The organism is Kitasatospora sp. NPDC059577 (assembly GCF_042735475.1).
Taxonomy (GTDB): Bacteria; Actinomycetota; Actinomycetes; order Streptomycetales; family Streptomycetaceae; genus Kitasatospora.
Genome location: NZ_JBHWBZ010000001.1, coordinates 465478 through 487317 on the forward strand (window position 1 = coordinate 465478; position 21840 = coordinate 487317).

11 protein-coding genes and 1 pseudogene are annotated in these 21840 nt (G+C 75.4%); 9 read left to right on the top strand and 3 right to left on the bottom strand.

Going from position 1 to position 21840, the window contains the following annotated elements; translation table 11 throughout:
• Window positions 1-173: 173 nt before the first annotated feature.
• The 3 genes and pseudogenes from ACFV0O_RS02200 to ACFV0O_RS02210 all read right to left on the bottom strand — a co-directional run.
• Window positions 174-2690 (bottom strand): annotated as a pseudogene (locus ACFV0O_RS02200) (amino acid adenylation domain-containing protein); the annotation flags it as partial.
• A gap of 5 nt (window positions 2691-2695) precedes the next feature.
• Window positions 2696-5386, bottom strand: a complete 2691-nt coding sequence (locus tag ACFV0O_RS02205; protein ID WP_380335107.1) for a condensation domain-containing protein — start codon at window positions 5384-5386, stop codon at window positions 2696-2698.
• On the bottom strand, window positions 5376-7238 hold the full coding sequence (locus tag ACFV0O_RS02210) for a carbamoyltransferase (protein WP_380335110.1): 1863 nt from the start codon (window positions 7236-7238) through the stop codon (window positions 5376-5378). Before ACFV0O_RS02210 ends, ACFV0O_RS02205 begins: the two co-directional genes overlap by 11 nt.
• Before the next feature lie 256 nt (window positions 7239-7494).
• On the opposite strand from ACFV0O_RS02210, the gene asnB reads away from it, so the two are divergent.
• The 9 genes from asnB to ACFV0O_RS02255 are packed head-to-tail and all read left to right on the top strand — an operon-like array spanning window position 7495 to window position 21811.
• Complete coding sequence (gene asnB / locus ACFV0O_RS02215) at window positions 7495-9387, top strand: asparagine synthase (glutamine-hydrolyzing) (RefSeq protein WP_380335112.1); 1893 nt, start codon at window positions 7495-7497, stop codon at window positions 9385-9387.
• The gene (locus ACFV0O_RS02220) at window positions 9384-10178 is read left to right on the top strand and encodes an aspartate/glutamate racemase family protein (RefSeq protein WP_360261165.1); all 795 of its coding nucleotides are present in this window, start codon (window positions 9384-9386) and stop codon (window positions 10176-10178) included. Before asnB ends, ACFV0O_RS02220 begins: the two co-directional genes overlap by 4 nt.
• Window positions 10175-11911 carry an AMP-binding protein gene (locus tag ACFV0O_RS02225; protein WP_380335116.1) on the top strand — a complete coding sequence of 579 codons (1737 nt, stop codon included), beginning with the start codon at window positions 10175-10177 and terminating at the stop codon, window positions 11909-11911. The genes ACFV0O_RS02220 and ACFV0O_RS02225 overlap by 4 nt, the downstream gene beginning before the upstream one ends.
• Window positions 11908-14571 (top strand): amino acid adenylation domain-containing protein, encoded by a 2664-nt coding sequence (locus ACFV0O_RS02230; protein WP_380335119.1) that lies wholly within the window; start codon window positions 11908-11910, stop codon window positions 14569-14571. The genes ACFV0O_RS02225 and ACFV0O_RS02230 overlap by 4 nt, the downstream gene beginning before the upstream one ends.
• Window positions 14568-16769, top strand: a complete 2202-nt coding sequence (locus tag ACFV0O_RS02235) for an amino acid adenylation domain-containing protein (protein WP_380335121.1) — start codon at window positions 14568-14570, stop codon at window positions 16767-16769. Before ACFV0O_RS02230 ends, ACFV0O_RS02235 begins: the two co-directional genes overlap by 4 nt.
• Window positions 16766-17776 carry a TauD/TfdA family dioxygenase gene (locus ACFV0O_RS02240; protein ID WP_380335124.1) on the top strand — a complete coding sequence of 337 codons (1011 nt, stop codon included), beginning with the start codon at window positions 16766-16768 and terminating at the stop codon, window positions 17774-17776. Before ACFV0O_RS02235 ends, ACFV0O_RS02240 begins: the two co-directional genes overlap by 4 nt.
• Entirely contained in the window at window positions 17773-19389 is a 1617-nt protein-coding gene (locus ACFV0O_RS02245; RefSeq protein ID WP_380335127.1) for a condensation domain-containing protein, read from the top strand. The genes ACFV0O_RS02240 and ACFV0O_RS02245 overlap by 4 nt, the downstream gene beginning before the upstream one ends.
• Entirely contained in the window at window positions 19380-20906 is a 1527-nt protein-coding gene (locus tag ACFV0O_RS02250; protein WP_380335129.1) for an argininosuccinate lyase, read from the top strand. Before ACFV0O_RS02245 ends, ACFV0O_RS02250 begins: the two co-directional genes overlap by 10 nt.
• A complete protein-coding gene (locus ACFV0O_RS02255) occupies window positions 20903-21811 on the top strand; it encodes a kinase (RefSeq protein WP_380335132.1) in 909 nt (302 codons plus the stop codon). Before ACFV0O_RS02250 ends, ACFV0O_RS02255 begins: the two co-directional genes overlap by 4 nt.
• Window positions 21812-21840 lie beyond the last annotated feature (29 nt).

Here is a 21840-nt window from a genome sequence, read left to right on the forward strand (position 1 = left end):
GGGGGGGGGGGGGGGGGGGGGGGGGGCGCGGGGCGCGCGGGGGGGGGGGGGGGGCCCGGGGCGCGGGGGGGGGGGGCCCCGGGCGGGGGGGGGGGGGGGCCGCCGGGCCCCCCCACTTCGCCGAGTTCGATCCGGAAACCGCGGATCTTGACCTGGTCGTCGTTGCGGCCGCAGTACTCCAGCTCACCGGCGGCGGTCCAGCGGGCGAGGTCGCCGCTGCGGTACAGGCGGGCGCCGGGCACGTCGGTGAACGCGTCGGGGACGAAGCGTTCGGTGGTGAGGTCCGGTCGTCCGAGGTAGCCCCGGGCCACGGCGTCGCCGCCGACGTACAGTTCGCCGCGCACCCCGACCGGTACCGGCTGCCCGTGGTCGTCCAGGACGAGCGTGCGGTAGCCCGGGAGGGCCCGGCCGATCGGGCTGCTGCCGGTCTCGATCCGCTCCTCGTCCAGGACCTGCCAGGTGACGTGGACGGTGGTCTCGGTGATGCCGTACATGTTGACGAGGACGGGGCGGTCGGGGGTGTGGCGGCGCCACCAGGTGCGGACCGAGGCCAGGTCGAGCGCCTCGCCGCCGAACACCACCAGGCGCAGGCTCAGTTCGTCCAGCGGATGGCGCTCCTCCTCGGCGACGAGCTGGCGGAACGCGGACGGCGTCTGGTTCAGGACGGTGACGCGCTCGCGCACCAGCAGGTCGCGGAAGGCGGCGGGGTCGCGGGTCACGTCGCGCGGGACGACCACCACGCGCCCGCCGTGGGCGAGGGCGCCCCAGATCTCCCAGACCGAGAAGTCGAAGGCGAAGGAGTGGAACAGCGACCAGACGTCGGTCTCGTGCAGGCCGACGGTCTGCGCGCCGGCGTCCAGCAGCGCGGCGAGGTTGCCGTGGGTGACCTCGACGCCCTTCGGGGTGCCGGTGGAGCCGGAGGTGTAGATGACGTACGCGGGGTCGCCGGCCTCCGGGCGGACCGGCCCGGTGTGCGCGGCGTCCGTGGCCCGGCTGGTGACGAGGGTGCGCCAGGGGCCCGCCGGGACCCGGTCGGCCGTGTCGGGGTCGGCGAGGACGAGCGGGACCCGGGCGTCGCCGAGGACGTACGCGATCCGGCCGGTGGGGTTGTCGGGGTCGACGGGGACGTAGGCGGCGCCGAGCCGCCAGACGGCGAGGACGGCGGCGACCAGGTCGACGGAGCGGTCGAGGCAGAGCCCGACCCGGTCGCCCCGGGTGACCCCGGCCCCGGCGAGCAGCGCGGCGAGTCGGGCCGCACGCTCGTCGAGCTGCCGGTAGGTCAGCCGGGCGCCGGTGCCGTCGCTGACCGCGACGCGGTCACCGGCCGCCGCCACCCGCGCGGCGAACCGCTCCGGCGCCGACGGGCGCACCCGGGGGGTCTCGGCCGTCCCGACGAGCTGCGCCCGCTCCTCGGCGGACAGCAGTTCGGCCCGGGCCACGGGCGCGTCCGGCGCGGTCAGCAGGGAGCCGAGCAGCCGGCACCAGTGCCCGGCCAGGCGCTCGACCAGCTCCGCGTCGATCAGCTCGGTCCGGTGCTCGACCTCGATCTCGATCCGCTCGCCGTCGTCGTTGACGTTCCAGGTGAGGTCGAACTTGGCGGTCGCGGTGTTCACCGGGACGTGGGCGGTCTCCAGGCCGGCCATCGGCGGTGCGGCGTGCCCGCGGGCGTAGCCGAACAGGATCCGGAACAGCGGCGAGCCGTCCCGGTCGGTGCCGAGCCGCCGGGCGAGGTCCTCCAGGGCGACGTCCTGGTGCTCCAGGGCGTCGATGAACGCGTCCCGGGCGGTGCGGAGCAGCCCGGTGAAGCCGGTGTCCGGGCCGGTGGTGATCCGCAGCGGGACGACCTTGACCAGGCAGTCCACCAGCCGGTCCGTCTCCGGGTCGTCGCGGCCCGCCAGCGAGGTGCCGATGACGAGGTCCTGCTGCCCGCTGTAGCGGGTGAGCAGCGCGGCGAACCCGGCGAGGAGCGTCATGGCGGGGCTCACCCGGTGGGTGCGGCCGAACGCGCGGACGGCGGCGGACAGGGCGTCGGGCAGGACGAACCGGGAGGTCGTGCCCCGGTTGGTGCGGGTCGTCGTCCGGTGTCCGGAGCCGAACAGCTCCGTCGCCGCGGGGGCGTCGCGCAGCGTCCGCTCCCAGAAGGCGAGGTTCTCCGCGGCCGTCGCGGCGTCCACCGGCGGGAGCGCGGGCTCCCGCGGCGCCTCGTCGGGCCCGGGCGCGCGCTCCGGGCCGGCCCGGTAGTGGGCGGCGAGGTCCTCCAGCAGGACGTCCACCGACCAGCCGTCGCTCACCAGGTGGTGGGAGACCAGCAGCAGGAAGCACCGGTCCTCGGCGTACCGGAGGACGGACACCCGCAGCAGGGCGTCGACGGCGAGGTCGAAGGGCCGGGCGATCTCCTCGGCCATGGCCTGCCGGGCCGCCGCCTCGTCGGGCAGCCGCAGGTCGCGGACCGGGACGTCGGAGTGGTCGAGGACGGTGCGGCGGGGGAGGCCCGCGGCGGAGGAGAACCTCGTCCGCAGCGCGCGGTGGCGGCGGACGAGCGCCGCGACGGCGTCGCGCAGCCCGTCCGCGGACAGCTCGCCCCGCAGGTGCAGCGCGGCCGGCACGTTGTAGACCGGCTGCCCCGGGTTGACCTGCTCGGCCAGCCAGATGCCCTGCTGCGTCGGCGACACGGGTAGCGAGTGGGTCATGGTGCTCAACTACTTTCCTGATCGGCGGTCTGCCGCTGCCGGTGCTCGTCCGCCCGCGCCAGCCGGATGACCCTGACGGTCCTGTACAGGCCCGGGAGGTCGGGCTCGTGCGCTTCGATGTACGCCGCCAGCGCGGTGACCGTCCCGTCGACGAGCAGGACGCGCAGCGGCACCGTGACGGACAGCTCGCGCCGCAGCCGCGCCACGATCCGCGTCGCGGTCAGCGAGTAGCCGCCGAGCGCGAAGAAGTCCTGGTCGGCGCCGACGGCGTCCACGCCGAGTTCGTCGGCCCAGAGGTCGGCCAGGACGGTTTCGAGGGCGGCGCGCCGGCTGGAGGCCGGGGCCGCGTCGTCGGCGTCCGGCTGCTGCGCGGGGGCGGCCGCGGGCTGCGCGTCGGCGCGGTCCGGCGCCGCCGGCTCCCCGGCGGGCAGCCACCGGTCGGCCCGCAGCTCCGGGTCCCGCACCACGGCCGCGAGGAGCGACAGGTAGTGCTCGACGAACCGGGCGACGCGCGCGGCGTCGTAGTGGTCCGCCCGGTACTCGACGTTGCCGATGGTCCCCGCGGTGGTGGATTCCAGCGTCACCATCAGCCCGAACTTGGCCGAGCCGACCCGGACGGGCACCTCCTCGGCCGTGGCGCCCGGGAGGGCGAGCCGCACCGGGTCGACGTTCAGCAGCTCGAAGATGACCGAGGTCAGCGGCGAGCCCGGGGCGCCGTGGAGCCGCCGCTCGCGCAGCGCGGTCTCCAGCGGGTAGTCCTGGTGGGTGTAGGCGTCGATGACGGTGCGCTTCGCGCGGTCCAGGACCTCGCGGAACGCGAGCCCGTCGGACAGCGCCGTGCGCAGCTGTACCAGGTTGACGAACGAGCCGACCGACGCTTCGAGTTGCGGGTGGCCGCGGCCGGCGACGGAGGTGCCGACGGTGAGGTCGTGCTGGCCCGAGTAGCGGTGGAGCAGCCCGAGGAACGCGGCGTAGAGCACCATGAACGGGGTCGTGCCGCTGCGCCGGCCGAGCTCCTCGACCTCGCCGAGCAGTGCGGCGGGGATCTCGAAGCGGTGGCAGCCGCTGCGCAGGCCGGGGCCGGCGTCGGAGCGGCGCAGCACCGTCAGGTCCACCTCGGGGGCGCCGACGACGCTCTCCCGCCAGTGCTCCCCCAGCGCGGGCAGCCGTTCGGCCAGCACGTCCCGGTGCCAGGCCGCGTAGTCCAGGTAGCCGGTGCGCGCGCCGTCCTGCGCCGGGTCCTCCGCCGCGGTGGCCCCGGTGGCGTACAGGGTGCCGAGTTCGTCGACGAGGTGGGCCAGCGACCACTGGTCGCAGACGATGTGGTGGACCACGAGGACCAGCGCCCAGTCGTCGGCCGCCAGGCGCACGAGCACCACCCGCAGCGCGTTCTCGGCCAGGTCGAAGGGCGCGTCGACGGTGCGCTCGACCAGTTCGGCGAGGGCCGCCTCGTCGAGTCCGGGCAGCTCGACGACCTCGAAGGGGGCCGCCTCGACCGGGGCGACGGTCTGCACCGGGCCGGCGTCCGACTCGGTGATCCGCAGCCGCAGGGCGTCGTGACGCCGCACCAGTCCGTCCAGGGCGCGCCGCAGCGCCTGCGGGTCCACGGTGCCGCGCAGCCGCCAGTACAGCGGGAAGTTGTACTGGGCCGCTCCCGGGTTGAGCTGTTCGGCGAGCCAGATCCCGGTCTGCGCGGAGCTGAGCGGGTGGGCGCCGCCGGTGGGTGCGGCCGGGATGGGGCGCACCGTCGTGGGCGCGGCCCGGTCGATCCGGTCGGCGAGTTCGGCCAGCGTGGGGTGGTGGAAGAGGTCCTCCACGGTGATCTCGACGCCGAGGACGGTGCCCGTCCGCATGGCGACCCGGGCGGCCAGCAGGGAGTGCCCGCCCAGGGCGAAGAAGTCGGAGCCGGTCTCGATCTCGGCGGCGGAGACGTCCAGCACCTCGGCCCAGATGCCCTGCAGGACGCCCTCGGTGGCGGTCAGTCCGGGGGCGTCGGGCGTCGCCGGGGCGGCCTGCGTCGCGTCCGGGTCCGGGGCCGCGTCCTCCTCGACGTCGAGCACGGGCAGGTCCGGCGAGTCCCGCAGCGCCACCAGCACCTGCCGGACGGAGTCGCAGAAGGCCGTCACGGTGGCGGGGTCGTAGAGGTCGCGGTCGTACTCGCAGCCGGCCTCCTTGCGCTCCGGGTCGAGGCTGAGCACGAGGTCCCGGTCGGCGAGCCGGGGTCCGATGCCCCGCCACTCCTCGGCCGGGCGCCCGAACAGCACCGCGACGCCGGAGCGGCCCGCGGTTCCCTGCCCGGAGGTTCCCTGACCGGCGCCGGATCCTGCGTCGGATCCGGCGTCGAGTTCGGCGTCGAGTTCGGCGTCCAGCCGGCCGAGGGCCACCGTCGCGGCGGTCCGGCCGCCCAACGCGACCTCGACGTCGAGGAGCCGGGCCGGCCCGAAGACCGTGCCGACGGCGAGCGCGGTGCGGCCGCGCCGGTGACGGGCGGCCAGGGCGGCGGCGACCGCGGCGACCGCCGCCGTCTGCGGCTCGATCCCGTACCGGGCCGAGACCTCGTTGACGCCCTCGGCGAAGGCGGCGCCGTCGAGGCCCACCGTGGCGCGCCGGAACTGCGTCACCGGCGGCCGCGGCCGGTCGGGCGGCAGGGTCGCGTGCGCGGCCGGCTGCCGGGGCTGGAAGAGGCTAGCCGACATCGGCGATCGACTCCTTGCCGTCCTTGCCGACCTTGCTGACCTTGCTGACCTTGCTGACCTCGGCGTCCTTCGCGGTCGCGGCGTCCTTCGCGGTCGCGGCGTCCTTGACGATGACGGTGCGGCCGAGGACGAGCGCGTCCAGCTTCGAGCGCAGGAAGGTGCGCAGGGCCTCCTGCGGGGTCGCGATGATCGGCTGGCCGCGCAGGTTGAAGGAGGTGTTCAGCACCACCGGGGTGCCGGTGCGCCGCCCGAAGGCGCTGATCAGCTCGAAGAACCGCGGGTTGCTCTCGGGGTGGAGCACCTGGACCCGGGCGCTGCCGTCGACGTGGGTCACCGCGCCGAGGTTGTCGCGCTGCTCGGCGCGGGTCTGCGTCACGAACAGCATGTGGGCGTACCGGGATTCGGTGCCGGGCTCGATCTCGAAGTAGTCGCCGGCGTCCTGGACGCGGACCACCGGTGCGAACGGCCGGAAGCTCTCGCGCTCCTTGACGACCTCGTTCAGGCGGTCGCGCATGGCCTCGGTCCGCGGGTCGGCGATGATGCTGCGGTTGCCGAGCGCGCGGGGACCGAACTCCATCCGGCCCTGGACCCACGCGGTGATGTTGCCGTCGGCCAGCAGCTCCGAGACGCCCTCGGCGAGTTCGGCGTCGGTGGCGTACTCGTGGACGGTGCAGCCCTGCGGCTCGCCGACCGCCGCCGCCAGCTCCTCGTCGGAGAACCCGGGGCCCCAGTACGGCATGGACATCCGGCCGGCCCGGGAGGACGCGGCGGCGTCCGCCGCGAGCGCCGCGCCGATCGCGGTGCCGTCGTCGCTGGAGGCCGGCTGGACGAAGATGTCGTCGAACAGGCGGCTGCGCGACACCAGGCCGTTGAGCGTGCAGTTCAGCGCGACGCCGCCGGCCAGGCAGAGCCGGTTCAGGCCGGTGCGCTCGCGGGCCGCGCGCAGGACGTGCAGCATCGCCTGCTCGGTGATCGCCTGCAGGGCGGCCGCGATGTCGGCGTGGTCCTGCGTCGAGGGCTGCCCCGGGAGCCGGGCGGGGCCGAGCACGGCGGCCAGCTCGCGCAGCACGCCCTCGTGGGTCTCGTGCTCGAAGGCCGTGCGGTCCCGGGCCAGCACGGGGACGGTGTAGGTGCCGTCCTCCCGCAGCCGCACCATGGCGGCGAAGCGGTCGTAGTAGCGCTGCGGGTCGCCGTAGGGCGCCAGGCCCATCACCTTGTACTCGTCCATGAAGGGGACGAAGCCGAGGTGGTGGGTGACCAGGCTGTAGAGGATCCCGACCGAGTGCATGGCCGGGATGGTGTGGAGCACCTCGATGGACTCGCCCCGGCCGACCGCGACGGTGAGGCTCTCCGACTCGCCCATCCCGTCGCTCACCACGATCAGCGAGTCCTCGAACCCGCTGGGGTAGAAGGTGCTGGCGGCGTGCGCCAGGTGGTGCGGGACGGGCCGGAAGCGGTCGGCCCAGGGCCGGCCGGGCAGGAACTTCTCGGCCAGCGCGAGCTGCGACTCCGTCGAGTACACCTCGCGGAACCTGGCCGAGGAGTAGGGGCTCCCGAAGCTTCCGGCCGGATCCCCGTAGGCGAAGCCGTGCGCCAGCACGTCGATGTCGTCGGGGCCCAGGCCGGCCTGCGCCAGGCAGAACTCGATGGCGTTGACCGGGAACGACCCGGTGGTCTTCTCCCCGGTGAACCGCTCCTCCGCGGCGGCGGCCACCACCTCGCCGTCGATCACCAGGGCCGCCGCGGAGTCGTAGCCCTGGGCGAACCTGTGCAACCGGGGATCGAGCCCGGGGAAAGCCTCCCGCTTGAATTCCAGTCCGCCGTTCAGCCCGCTGTAGCCGAGGACGCGCATAGTCTCCAACCTCCCGTCGATGCCACGCGAAATCGTTCGGCCCTCACGCTAGGCGGCGGGATCCCCGCACGTCGCCGCCCGTAGGTCGGGAACAGACCTGTACTTCGGTACGGCCGGGATTCCGGTCGAAAGGACGAGCGGGAAATCGTTGACCCGTGCGCGGTGCCGCTCCTAATGTGACCGGCGGACATGTCGAAGGAGCAGCGGATTCCGTCAGGATTCGCGTGAGCGACCGGGTGATAGGAGCCAGAGCTCGATGTGCGGAATAGCCGGGGTTTACGGACCCGACGACCCGGCCGGCCTGGACCCCGACGTCCTGACGGCCATGACCGACGTGCTGGTGCACCGGGGACCAGACGCGCACACCACCTGTCGGACCGGCGCGTTCACCGCCGGATTCCGCCGCCTGTCGCTGGTCGACCTGGCCGGCGGCGGACAGCCCCACAGCACGCCGGATTCCTCCGTCGTCTCGGTGTGCAACGGCGAGATATTCAACCACCGGAGCCTGCGCGAAGAACTCCGGAGAAAAGGCCACAGATTCCGTTCCGGATCGGACACGGAAGTCCTGGTCCACCTCTACGAGGAATACGGGACCGAACTCACCGACCACCTCGACGGACAGTTCGCCTTCGCCCTCTACGACCGGCGCGAGGACCGCCTGCTGCTCGCCCGCGACCATTGCGGAGTTCTTCCGCTGTTCTACACCGCGGTGGCCGGCCGGATCGTCTTCGCCTCGGAGATCAAGAGCATTCTCCGGCACCCGCTGGTGGAACGCCGGGTCGACCTGCGCGGACTCGACCAGGTGCTCTCGCTGCCCGGACTGGTCAGCCCCCGGACGATGTTCGAGGGCATCCGGTCGCTGCGCCCCGGCGAGCGGCTCGTCGCGGACCGCTCGGGGCACCGCACCGAGCGCTACTGGGACCTCGACTACCCGCTCTGGGACGACGAGGCGCGCCGGCGGGACGCGGCCGCGCTCGCCGACCCGCGCGTCCTCGACGGGCACGCCGACCGGACCAGGGACCTGCTCGAAGCGGCCGTCCGCTCCCGCTCGGTCGCCGACGTCCCGGTCGGGATGTACCTCAGTGGCGGCCTGGACTCCAGCCTGATCGGCGGACTCATGGCCGCCGAACGCCCCGACCACCCGTGGCCCAGCTACGCGGTCACCTTCCCCGGCAGCAGCATCGACGAGGCGCGCTACCAGCGGCTGGTCGCCGGCAAGATCGGCACCCGCCACCACGAGGTGCCGGTGGACGCCGCCGACACCGCCGGCCTGCTCGCCGGCATGGTCCGGCACGCCGAGACCCCGGTGAAGGAGTCCTACAACGTCTGCTCGATGCTGCTGGCCCGCAAGGTCCGCGCCACCGGCACGGTCGCGGTGCTCAGCGGCGAGGGCGCCGACGAGCTGTTCGGCGGCTACCCCGGCTACCTCTTCGACACCGGCGGCCCGGACCGCGGCCCGGGCGACCTCCTGGAGGAGCAGCTCGAACGCGAGGCCGCGCACCGGATGTGGGGCCTCGACCTGCGGTACGAGACCGACCAGCTCCCCGCCCACGACCTGCGCCGCCAGCTCTACAGCGGCCCGCTGGCCGAGGAGTTCGACCGCTTCTCGGTGACCACCCAGCGCCTGGTCGACCCGGACCGGCTGATCGGGCGCCACCCGCTGCACCAGCGCTCCTACCTCGACTTCCACCTGCGGCTCGCCGACCACCTGCTCGGCGACCACGGCGACCGGATGGCCATGGCCAGCTCCGTCGAGATGCGCTTCCCGTTCCTGGCCAGGGACGTCGTCCGGCACGCGACCGCCATCCCGCCGTCCCTGATGACGGCCGGCGGCCGCGAGAAGGCCGTGCTGCGCCGCGCCGCCGAGGGGCTCGTCCCCCACGAGGTGCTGAACCGCCGCAAGTTCGGCTTCCGCAGCCAGACCAGCACCGAGCTGCTGCTGGCCGGCGACGAGTGGTTCAACGACCTGCTGTCGCCCGCGACCGTCCGCCGGCAGGGCTACTTCGACCCGGCCGTCGTCGCCGAGCTGATCCGCCGGCAGACGACGGGGGCCCGCACCGTGCACCCGCACCTGGACACGGACTACCTGCTCGTCATCGCGACCTTCGCGATCTTCCTGGAGGAGTTCGACCTGCCGTGCCTGGGATGACTGGGACGACCCGAGAACGCGTCACCACGCCCCCGGCGACCGCCCTGCGGCCGTCGGCGGCCGACGCCCCCGCACGCACCGGCGCGCCCGGCGCCCGCAGGCCGCTGATCGGCGTGATCGGCGGCATGGGCCCGCTGGCCTCCACCGAACTGCTCAACACCGTGTACGGACTCGAACCGCCCGAGCACGAACAGCTCGCCGCGCGGATCCTGCTGTGGTCCGACCCGGCCGTGGCCGACCGGACCACGGCCATCCAGTCCGGCACGGTCGACCTCGTGCGCGAAGCGCTGGAGGACTCGGTCGACCGCCTGCTCACCGCCGGCGCCGACGTCGTCGTGGTGGCCTGCATCACCGCGCACCCCGCGATCCGGCTGCTGCCGGAGCGGCTGCGCTCGCGCTGCGTCTCCCTGGTGGACCTGGTCTTCGACCGGCTCGACGAACACCCGGGCCGGCACCTGGTGCTGTGCACGCGGGGCAGCGTCCTCGCCGGCGTCTTCACCGACCACGAGCGCTGGCCCGAGTTCGCGCACCGCCTGGTCCTGCCCGACGAGGCCGACCAGGAGCAGCTGCACCACCACATCTACCGGCTGAAGCGCAACGCCGACCGGCTCCCGACGATCGACTTCGTCCGCGGACTGCTGCCCAAGTACCGGGCCGCCGCGTTCGTCGCCGGCTGCACCGAACTGCACCTGGTGACCCGCGCGATCGAGTCCCGCGGCCTGACCCGGCACCTGCCCAGCATCGACCCGATGACCGTCATCGCCCAGCAGATCAAGGACGGAACACTATGACAACGCCGACGGTCCTGGGGCGGTGGGCGGACAGCCTGGCCCGCCACGGCGCCCGCTGCGCCATCAAGTCCGGCCCCCGGGAGGTGAGTTACGGCGAGCTCGCGGGCCGGGCGGCCGGCTACCGGGCCGCGTTCGAGGGCGCCGGCCGGCCCGCCGACCCGGTCCTGATCGCCACCGCCGACCCGGTCGAGGTGATCGCGGCCGTCCTCGGCTGCGCGGCCGCCGGCCGCACCTTCGCACCGGTCGACCCCCGGCTGCCCGCCGCCGTACTGGACGGCGTGCTCGCCGCCCTCCGCCCGGGCACGGTCGTCGCCGACGCCGTCGGCCGCGAGGCGCTCGCCGGGCGGCGCCTGCCCGACGGCGCCGGGATCGTCCACCCCGAGACGCTGGAGCCCCGCGCGTGGTCCGCCGAGGACCGGCCGGGGGCCGCCCCGGAGGACGGCGGCTACGTCTACTTCACCTCGGGCACGACCGGGCGCCCGAAGGGCATCCGCGGCAGCCTGGAGGCCGTCCACCACTTCGTCGACTGGGAGATCGCCGAGTTCGGCATCGGCGAGGGCACCACGGTGTCCCAGCTGACCTCCCCGGGCTTCGACGCGTTCCTGCGCGACGCCTTCGCCCCGCTGTGCGCGGGCGGCACCGTCTGCGTGCGCCCGGACGACGGGACACCGGTCGGCGAGGGCCTGGCGCGCTGGCTCACCGAGAACGAGGTCGAGGTCCTGCACTGCGTGCCGACCCTCTTCCGCACCCTGCGCTCCGCCGCCCTGACCCCCGACTCCTTCCCCGCCCTGCGCGCCGTGCTGCTCGCCGGCGAGCAGCTGCACCCCTCCGACGTCGCCTGGTGGCGCGGCCTGTTCGGCGGCGACAAGGAACTGGTCAACCTGTACGGGCCGTCCGAGACCACCATGACGAAGCTCTTCCACCGGACGACGGAGGACGACGCCCACGCCCGGCTGGTGCCGGTCGGCCGGCCGCTGCCGGGCGTGGCGGCCCGGGTGCTGACCGGGCCCGGCGACCCGCAGGACGCGCTCGGCGAGGTGGAGCTGGAGGTCCCGTTCCCGCTGCTCGGCTACCTCGGCGAGGACGAGTGGCGCGGCACCGCCACCACCTACCGCACCGGCGACCTCGGCAGGTTCCGGCCCGACGGGACACTGGAGCTGTTCGGCCGCCGCGACCAGCAGGTCAAGGTGCACGGCGTGCGCATCGACCTCGGCGAGGTCGAGAACGCCCTGCGCGGCCACCCCGGGGTGGAGGACGTCTGCGCGGCGGCGGTCACGGAGGACGTGTCGACCGCCCTGGTCGCCTACGTGGTGGCCCCCGACGTCCCCGACGCCGAGCTGCGCGCGCACGCCGCACAGCTGCTCGCACCCGGCCTGGTGCCCTCGGTGTTCGTCCGCATGGCGGCGATCCCCCGGACGCTCAACGGCAAGGTGGAGCGCCGCTCCCTGCCCCGGGTCCGGCTGCAGCGCGCCGCCGACGCCACCCGGGCGCCGCAGGGGCCGGCCGAGACCCGGATCGCCGCGATCTGGAGCGAGATCCTCGGCCTGGCCGGCATCAACCGCGACGACGACTTCACCCTGCTCGGCGGCGACTCCCTGGCGATCGCGCGGCTCATGGACCGGGTCCGCTACGAGTACCGGGTCGACCTGCCGCTGCGCGCGTTCCTCCAGGACCCCACCGTCACCGGGCTCGCCTCGGCCGTGACGGACCGCACGGCGCGGAGCGGATCGTGAGCGCCCCCGCGCCGGCCCTGCCCGCCAACACGGTGCTCCGCGCCCGCCTGACCGGGGAGCTGGACGTCACCGCGCTGTCGGCGGCGGTCGACGACCTGGTGACGGCGCGTCCGGAACTCGCAGCGGCGGGAGCGCGGCCCGGCCGGGTCCGGCTGAGGGTCATCGACCTCTCCCGCTCCGCCGGGGAACAGCAGCGGAGCGTCCTCGCCGAGCTGGCGGCCGACGAGGCGGCCCGGCCGGTCGGCGCGGCCGGCCGCCCCCGGCTGCGGGCCTGCCTCGCCGGGCTGGGCGCCGGGGCGCACGAACTCCTGCTCGCGGTGGACCGGGAGCAGGTCGACACGTGGTCGGTCGCCGGGCTGACCCGGGACCTCGGTGCCGCCTACCGCGCGCGGATCCCGGACGCGACGGCGGCGCGGCCCGCGACGGGACCGGCGCCCGGGACCGGACCGGTGCCGGGCGCCTGGCTCCCGGGCGAGCGGGCGTCCCGCACGCTGCCGGGGGAGACCGGGGAGACCGGGGAGACCGCGGAGACCGGGGAGACCGCAGCGACCGCGAAGACCGCCGCCGTGGCCGAGCGGGTGCTCGCCGCCTTCGCCGCAGTGCTCGGCCGCTACGCCGGGACGGACGAGGCCGTGCTGACCGTGCCGGACGGCCCGGCACACCGGACCATCCGCGTGGACCTCGCCGGCGCCCCGACCTCCGCCCGGCTGGCCGCCGCGGTGCGCACGGCGCCGGACGCCGGCCCGGACACACCGGCCTTCCCGATCCGCGCCGTCTTCGCCGGGCACGACCTGCCGGCCGCGGCCCTGGAACTGCCGGGCGTCGCGGAACAGGTGAGCGTCGACTCCCCGCCCGACCCCGAGGGCCGGCTGACCCTGGCCGTGACCGGGCCGGCGGAGTTCACCGTCGCCCTCACCGGCGCGCTGCCGGGCCGGGTGACGGCCGAGGGCTTCGCCGACCACCTCGCCCTGGCGGTCCGGTTCGGGCTCGACGACCCCGACCGGCCGCTGGCCGAACTCGACCTCTCCGGCCGCCCCGCGCCCCACCCGGCACCCGGCCCCGCCACCACCCGGCCGTACCGCGACTACCTGGCCTTCCTGGACGAGGAGTTCGCGGCGCGGGTACGGGAGGCCCCGGGGGCGGTCGCGGTGCGCTCGGAGGAGGGCACGCTCGACTACGGCGGGCTGGACCGGTGGAGCTGCCGGACGGCCCACGTCCTGGACCGTCACGGCGTCGGCCCCGGGCGGGTGGTGGCGCTCCTGCTGACCGGCGGGGCCGGCCGGATCGCGGCCGTCCTCGGGGCGATGCGCACCGGTGCGACCTTCACCTGTCTCAACCCCGCCGACCCGGACGCCCGCCTCCGCGACATCCTGGCCGGCACCGGGGCGGTCTGCGTGCTCGCCGACGAGGCCGCCGTCGCGGCGCACCCGGCGCTGCTCGGACCGGACGGCAGGTTCGCCGGCCTGCCGGTGGCGGCGCCGGTGCCCGCCCCGGGGGACGCCCCGGGGGACGAGCCGCAGGGCGAGCACGTGTGCTTCCCGGCCCCGCCGGCCGCCGACCGCCCGCTGTGCATCGTGCACACCTCGGGGAGCACCGGGACGCCCAAGGGCATCGCGCTGTCGCGGGCCGCGTTCGCGCAGTTCGCCGAGTGGCAGCGGGAGCGGTTCGGGATCGGGCCGGACAGCCGGGTCGCCCAGTGGGCGCCGCTCACCTACGACGCCGCGTACACCGAGATCCTCGCGGCGCTCACCGCCGGCGCCGCGCTCTGCCTGCCGCCCGAAGCGGCCCGGCGCGACCCGGTCTCGGTGGTGCGCTGGCTGCGGCGGGAGCGGATCGGGCAGATCCAGACCGTGCCGTCGTTCTTCCGGCTGCTCACCGAGGCGCTGGACGCGCAGGGCGGCGAACTGCCTGACCTGCGGCACGTCCTGGTCGCCGGCGAGGTGTTCCCGGTGGACCTCGCCGAGGCCTGGGCGCACCGGGCGGTGCGTCCGCGGCTGCACAACCTGTACGGGCCCACCGAGTGCATCCTCGCCACCCACCACGAACTGCCCCCCGGCGGGGAGTTCCCAGCCGGCGTGCCGATCGGCGTGCCGATCCCGGGCCGGGAGGCGCTCGTCCTCGACGGCCTCGGCCGGCCCTGCCCGGTCGGGGTGCCCGGCGAGATCCACCTGCGCAGCGCGTTCCTGGCCGGTTCCTACCACCGCCGGCCCGCCGAGACCGCCTCGGCGTACCTGCCCGACCCGTGGCGGCCCGGCCGGACGCTGTACCGCACCGGCGACCGCGGCCACCTGCGGGCCGACGGCACGCTGGCGTTCACCGGCCGGACCGGCAACCAGGTGAAGATCCGCGGGAACCGGATCGAACTGGACGAGGTCGAGGCGGTGCTGGAGCAGCAGGCCGGGGTGCGGGAGGCCGCCGCGGCGGTCCGCACCACCGCGTCCGGCGACCCCTGCCTGGTGGGCTACGTGGTGGCCGACCCCGGGGTCTCCGGGGAGGCGCTGCGCCGGCTCGTCGCGGCGCGGCTGCCCGCCCCCGCGGTGCCCGACCTGATCGCGGTGCTGGCCGACCTGCCGCGCACCGCCACCAACAAACGTGATCGTGCGCGGCTGCCCTGGCCCCTGCCGGCACGACGGAGCGAACCGGAAGGTGACGAACGATGAAGAACGCCGAAGCGGCGATCGCGGCCCTGGCCGCCGAGACCGGGGTCGGCCCGGAGACGGTGCGGCTGGCCGCCTCGTTCAAGGTGGCGGCGGTGCTCACCGGCTCCGACGCGCTCGGCGACGACGGGCGGAGCTGGCGCGAGCTGGTCGCCCGGGTGGCCACCCCGCAGGGGCGGGCCGAGGCCGAGCGGGTCCGGGAGGAGGCCGCCGCCCGGGGGCACGTCGGGCCCGACCGCACGGAGCGCTACGTCCGGGCGGTCCTGGAGCGGATGGCCGGCGCCCCGGACGAGGCGCACGACGAGCACGGCCTGGTCGACGGGGAGGAGCTCGCGGCCACGCTGGAGCTCTCCGCCGGTCCGGTCCGGGAGCTGCCGGACCGCCGGTTCCACGAACTGTTCGAGGAGCGGGTGCGCCGGCACCCCGACGCGGTAGCCGCGGTGCAGGCCGGGCGGAGCTGGACGTACGCGGAGCTGAACGGCCGCGCCAACCGGATCGCCCGGTCGCTGCGGCAGCAGGGGCTGGCCGACGAGGACGTGGTCGCCGTGGTCGCCGAGCGCTCGCTGGAGTGGATGGCCGCGGTGATCGCGATCTTCAAGGCGGGCGGCTGCTACCTCCCGCTGGACCCGGCCTTCCCGGCCGAGCGGATCGCCGTGGTGCTGGAGCGCAGCGGCTGCCGCCGGGTGCTGGCGGACCCGGGGCTGAGCCAGGTCGACGAGGCGGTGCGGGGCCGCGGGGTGACCGTCTCGGTGCTGACCGAGGTGCCGGCGTCGGTGCCGGTGGAGGTTCCTTCGGCGGAGCCGGCCGGGTCCGGCCCCGAGGACGACCTCCACCTGCCCGTCGCTGCCGAGCAGTTGGCGTACATCTACTTCACCTCGGGCTCCACCGGCGAGCCCAAGGGCGCGATGTGCGAGCACGCCGGCTTCCTCAACCACCTCTACTCCAAGATCGAGGACCTGGGCGTCCGCGAGGGCGACGTCATCGCCCAGACCGCCCCGCAGTGCTTCGACATCTCGCTGTGGCAGCTGGTCGCCGCGCTGCTGGTCGGCGGCCGGACGGAGATCATCGGACAGGACACCATCACCGACGTCCGCCGGTTCGTCGAGACCGTCACCGGGGCCGGCGTCCAGGTGGCCCAACTGGTGCCCTCCTACCTGGACCTGGTGCTGGAGACCCTCCAGGGCGACCGCCTCGGCCTGCCGTCGCTGCGCTGCCTCGCGGTGACCGGCGAGGCCCTCAAGGCCGAACTGGTGCACCGCTGGTTCGCCGCCTTCCCCGGCATCCCCCTGGTCAACTGCTACGGCACGACCGAGGTCTCGGACGACACCAACCACGGCGTGATGCACGGCCCGCCGGCCGGCCGGTCCGTCCCGCTCGGCCCGCCGACCCGCAACGTCCGGGTGTACGTGGTGGACGAGCGGCTGCGCATGGTCCCGGACGGGGCGCCCGGGGAGATCGTCTTCGCCGGGGTGTGCGTCGGCCGGGGGTACGTCAACGACGCCGCCCGGACGGACGCCGCGTACCGGGCGGACCCGTACCGGCCGGGCGAACGGCTCTACCACTCCGGCGACTTCGGCCGCCGACTGCCCTCCGGCGAGTTCGAGTACCTCGGCCGCCGGGACTCGCAGGTGAAGGTGAGCGGGTTCCGGATCGAGATCGGCGAGATCGAGAACCGCCTGCTGCAGGTCCCCGGCGTCCGGGACGGCGCCGTGGTGATCGCCGGATCGGCCGAGGACCCCCAGCTGGTCGGCTACTACAGCGGCGGCGCCGCCCCCGAGCCCGGGGACGTGGAACGGGCCCTGGCCGCCGTCCTGCCGCACTACATGGTGCCCGGCCGCCTGCTCCGCCTCGACCGGCTGCCGCTGTCCGCGAACGGCAAGATCGACAAGAAGGCGCTGACCGCCGCGGCCCGGGAGCAGGGCCGTCCGGCCGCCGGCGGCGGCGTGGCGCTCCCGGAGACCGACACCGAGCGCCGGGTCGCCCGGCTGTGGGCCGAACTGCTCGACGTCCCGCTCGACCGGATCGGCCGCGGTTCCCGCTTCGTCGAGCTCGGCGGCACCTCGCTGGCCGCGATCCGGCTGGCGATCGCCCTGGACCGCGCCGTGACGGTGGGCGAGCTGAAGGCCACCCCGACCGTCGCCGAGGTCGCCGGACTCCTCGACCGCAAGGCGGCCGGCCGGACCGCGGAGGCGCGGCGATGAGCCCCGCCGCCCCCGCCACCCCCGCCGCCCCCGCCACCCGCACCGCCCCGCGCCTGCGCGTGCTGGACGCCGCCCCCGGCCCGGAGTGGGCCGCCGCGCACCGGGCGGAGGTCCTCGCCGAGGTCGAGGCGTCCGGGGCCGTGCTCCTGCGCGGACTCGGCGTCGCCTCGGCCGCGGACCTCGCCGCCGTCACCGCCGCCCTCGGGATCGAGCCGATGGCCGAACGGGAGGGGTTCGCGCCCCGCGAGCACCACGGCGGGACGGTCTACTCGGCCTCGCACTGGCCCGCGGACGCCCCGATGTGCATGCACCACGAGCAGAGTTACGCCGCCGAGGTCCCCGGCGTGCTGCTGTTCGGCTGCCTGACCGCCCCGGAGCGCGGCGGCCGGACCATGCTCGCCGACTCCCAGCGGGTGCTGCGCGACCTCCCCCCGGACCTGGTCGAGCCGTTCCGCCGGGACGGCTGGCTGCTGCTGCGGAGCTACCAGGACGTCGGCGTGCCGTGGACCGACGCCTTCGGCACCGACGACCGGGCCCGGGTCGACGCCTACTGCGCGGCCGAGGGCATCCGGCACGAGTGGTTCGACGACGGCCGGCTGCGCACCGTGCAGCGCCGCTCCGCCGTCGTCGCCCACCCCCGCACCGGCGTGCCCGGCTGGTTCAACCAGATCGCCTTCCTCAACGAACTGACCATGGACCCGGTGATCCGCGAGTACCTGCTCGACCAGTACGGGCCGACCGGCCTGCCGTTCACCACGGCCCACGGCGACGGCACCCCGGTCGACGCCGGCACCGTGGAGACCGTCAACGCGGTCTACGAGGCGGCCACCTTCGGCGAGTCCTGGCGGGACGGCGACGTCCTGGTCGTCGACAACATCCGGATGGCCCACAGCCGGGAGCCGTACGAGGGATCCCGGGAGGTCGCCGTCGTCCTCGGCGACCCGGTCCGGCTCGACGGCCACGTCCTGACCGACGGCCACGTCCTGCCCGGCGGTGGCGCCGGATGACCGCGGCCTCCTTCGCGCAGGAACGCGCCTGGCTCGCCAGCCGGTTCGCCGCCGACACGGCGCTGTACCACGTCGCGGACCAGTGGCCGCTGCACGGGGACCTCTCCGAGGCCCGGATCCGGGCGGCCCTGGCCGCCGTGGTGGAGCGGCACGAGGCCCTGCGCACCGGATTCCGGGTCGTGGACGGCACGCTGACCGCCGTCGTCCACGACCGGGTCGACCCCGCACCGGAGGTCGTCGACCTCTCCGGGCGCACCGAGGAGGAGCAGCGCCGGGAGCGCGGGATCCTCGCCGACCGGCTGAAGCACACCCCCTTCGACCTCGCCCGCGCACCGCTGTGGCGCGCGGGCCTGGTCAAACTCGGCGCCGGGCGCTGGCGGTTGCTGTTCGTCGCCCACCACGCGGTCTGCGACGCCCCGTCGCTCTTCAACCTCCACGCCGAGATCACCGAGTTCTGTGCGGCGCTCGAACAGGACCGGCCGCCGCGCGTCCCCCCGCTCGCCCTCTCCTACGGCGAGCACGCGCGGCAGCAGCGCGAGCGGCTCGGCGGTGCCGGGACCACCGAGTCGGCCGGCTACTGGCGGGCGCAGCTCGCCGGCCTGCCGGCCGAGCACGGCCTTCCGCTGGACCTGCCGCGGCCGGCCCGGCGGTCCTTCGCCGGCGCGGAGCTGCGGGCCGAACTCCCGGCCGGCACGGCGCCCGCGCTCGCGCGGGCCGCCGACCGGCACGGGGTCACGCCGTTCGAGCTGCTGCTCGCCGGGTACGCGGCCCTGCTCCACCGGCGCTCCGGCCGGGACGACGTCGTCCTCGGGGTGCCGCTGTCCGGCCGGGACCGCCCCGAACTGCTGCCCCTCGTCGGCACCTTCGTCAACATGGTGGTGCTCCGGGTGGACGCCTCGGGCGACCCCTCGTACGCCGGGCTCGTCGAACGCGTCCGGGCGGTGTGGCGGGCGGCCCGCGACCACCAGGAGACGCCGTTCCAGACCGTGGTCGAGTACCTCGCGCCGCAGCGCGGCCCCGGCCTGCCCCCGCTCTACCAGCTGGCCTTCAACACCACGGCGGCCGAGGGCTTCGGGCCGCCGTCCACCACCGCCGAGGACGACCTGCTGCTGGAGGTGTCCGGCACGACGGCCCGGCTGGAGTACAACACCGCCCTGTTCCGCCGGGAGACCGCCGAAGGGCTGCTCGCCGACTACGCGGCGGTGCTCACGGCGGCCCTCGCCGACCGGTCGACACCGCTGTCCCGGCTCCCGGTGAGACCGCCGCGCCGGGCCGGTGCGGCCGGCCCGGTGCCCGCGTCGGGCGCCGTGCCGGGCCCGCCCCCCGGCCGCGTCCCGCCGCGCACCGCCGCCGAGGAGGTGGTGGCCCGCGCCTGGGCCGACGTCCTCGGCGTCGACCGGGTGGGCGTGCACGACGACTTCTTCGCCGTCGGCGGCCACTCGCTGCAGGCGCTGCGCCTGCTCGCCCGGCTGTCGTCCGACCACCGCGTCGAGACCACCGTCGACGCCTTCTTCTCGAACCCGACCGTCGCACGGCTGGCCGCCGAGCTGGAGCGGCACACCGCGACGCGCCGGGAGCACCGGACCGACCCCGAGGGAGAGACATGGCAGTGACCGGCCGGATCGACGGCGTGCCCAGCGAGGTGTGGAACGAGGAGGTGCTGGCCCCGCAGTTCGGCTACGAGGCCGAAGCCCTGCTGCCGCACTACGTGTCCATCGAGAAGGTGCTGCTGCTGGAGTACCGCAGGATGGGCCTGGTCGACCCGCAGGGGGCGGCCGCGCTCGCCGGCCGGCTCGACGGCCTGACCCCCGAGCTGATCCGGGCGGACCCGCGGGACAACATGTCGGACATCTTCTTCGCCATGGAACGCCACGTGGCCCGCGGCGCCACCGCCCCCTTCGCGGCCTGGCACGTCGACCGCAGCCGCAACGACTTCCAGGCCTGCGGCCAGCTGCTGTCCTGCCGGGAGAACATCCGTGCCCTCGCCGCGGACCTGGTCGCCCTCGGGCGCACGGCCGCGGCGCGCGCCGCCGAACTGCCGGACAGCCCGATGCCGGGCTACACCCACGCGCAGGCCGCGCAGACCATCACGCCGGCGTTCTACCTCTCGGCGCTCTCCGAGGAGACCCTCGGCGCGGCCCGCCGACTGCTGGCCACCTACGACGAGATCGACCGCTCGCCGCTGGGCGCGGGCAGCATGGCCGGCCAGGAACTGCCCTGGGACCGCGAGCGGATGGCCACACTGCTGGGCTTCCGGGAGCCGCAGGCGCACGCCCTGGTCTCGGTGGCCTCCCGGTCCTGGGCTCTCGCGGTCGCGTCCGAGCTGTCGAACTTCGCGGTGGCCCTCAGCCGGTTCACCACCGACCTGATGACCTGGAGCGGCGCCGGGTTCGGGTTCGTGGACTTCCCCGACGCGCTGGCCGGGATCTCCGCCGCGATGCCGCAGAAGCGCAACTTCCCCGTCCTGGAACGGATCCGCGGCCGCTGCTCGCACGTCGTCGGCTGCGCGACCCAGCTCGCCTTCGCCCAGCACGGCACCCCGTACGCCAACAGCGTCGAGGTTTCCAAGGAGGCCGGGCAGCACCTCCGGGCCCAGTTCGCCGCGCTGCGCTCGGCCCTGCGGCTGGCCCACACCACCCTCGCCACCGCGACGTTCCGGACCGACCGGATGCGCGAGGCCTGCGAGGGGGACTTCCTCGGCGCCTTCACCCTCGCCAACCTGCTCACCCTGGAGGCCGGGGTCCCCTGGCGGACGGCGCAGGTGATCGCCGGAGCGTACGTCAGGGCCGCCATCGCCGGCGGCCTGACCGCGGCCACCCCCGACGGCCCGCTGCTCGCGGCGATCGCCGAGGAGCACGGCCACCGGGTGCCCGAGCCCGCCGAGCTGCTGTCCCGCTCCTTCGACTCCGACCGGGCCGTCCGGATCAAGCACTCCGCGGGCTCGACGCACCCCGACGCCGTCCGCGTCATGCTCGCCGCGCAGGAGGACGGGTACCGGGAGCTGGCCGGGCAGTGGCGGCTGCGCGACGAGGCGGCGCGCGTCGCCGCGGCGCGCGTGGACGCCCTGCTGGCCGCCGTCGACACCGCTGCCGGGGACACCGCCGGGGAGACCGCGACGGTCACCCCGTGACCGGGCCCAGCCTCATCACCCGCCGCCCCGGCGCGGACCTGCGCAGCGGCCGCGCCGACGCCTCCGGCACCTTCGGCGAACTGCTCCAGGGCCGGCTGCCCGACGGCACGGACTTCCTCGTCACGCTGCCGATCACGCTCCGCTCCCGGGCCTGGTTCCGCTTCGACCCGGCCGGCCCGCTGCGGGTCTTCCCCGCCCACAAGACGAAGTCCCTGCGGCTGGCCGAGGCCATGCTGGCGGCCCACCGGCCCGGTGGCGGCGGGACGCTGATCCTGGACAGCGACCTGCTGATCGGCAAGGGACTGGCCAGCTCCTCCGCCGACCTGGTCGCCACCGCGCGCGCGGTCGGCGGCGCGCTGGGCATGGACACCGGCCCGGCGGCGGTGGAGCACTGGCTGCGCCCGATCGAGCCGACCGACGGGGTGATGCACCCGGGCGTCGTGGTCTTCGAGCACCGCGAGGTGCGGCTGCGCGAGGCGCTCGGCGCCCTGGCGCCGGCCACCGTGGTCGCCGTGGACGAGGGCGGCCACCTGGACACCGTCGCCTTCAACAAGCGTCCCAAGCTCTACTCCCCGGCCGAGACGGCCGAGTTCACCGCGCTGCTGGACGCCCTGACCGCGGCCGTGCGCGCCGGGGACCCGGCCGCCGTGGGCCGGGTGACCACCCGCAGCGCCGTCCTCAACCAGCGTTTCGCCCCCAAACGGCACCTGGACGCGATGCTGGCCATCGCGGAGCGGACCGGGGCGCTCGGCCTGGTGTGCGCGCACAGCGGCACCATGCTGGGCCTGCTGTTCGACGACGCGGATCCGGACCGCACCCGCAAGGTCGCCGAGGCGCACGCGGCCTGCGAGGCCCTGGGCGACGACACCCTCCTGTTCCGGACCCTCACCCAGCCCTCCCCGTAGGGGCACTTCCCACACCTCCTAAGGACGTA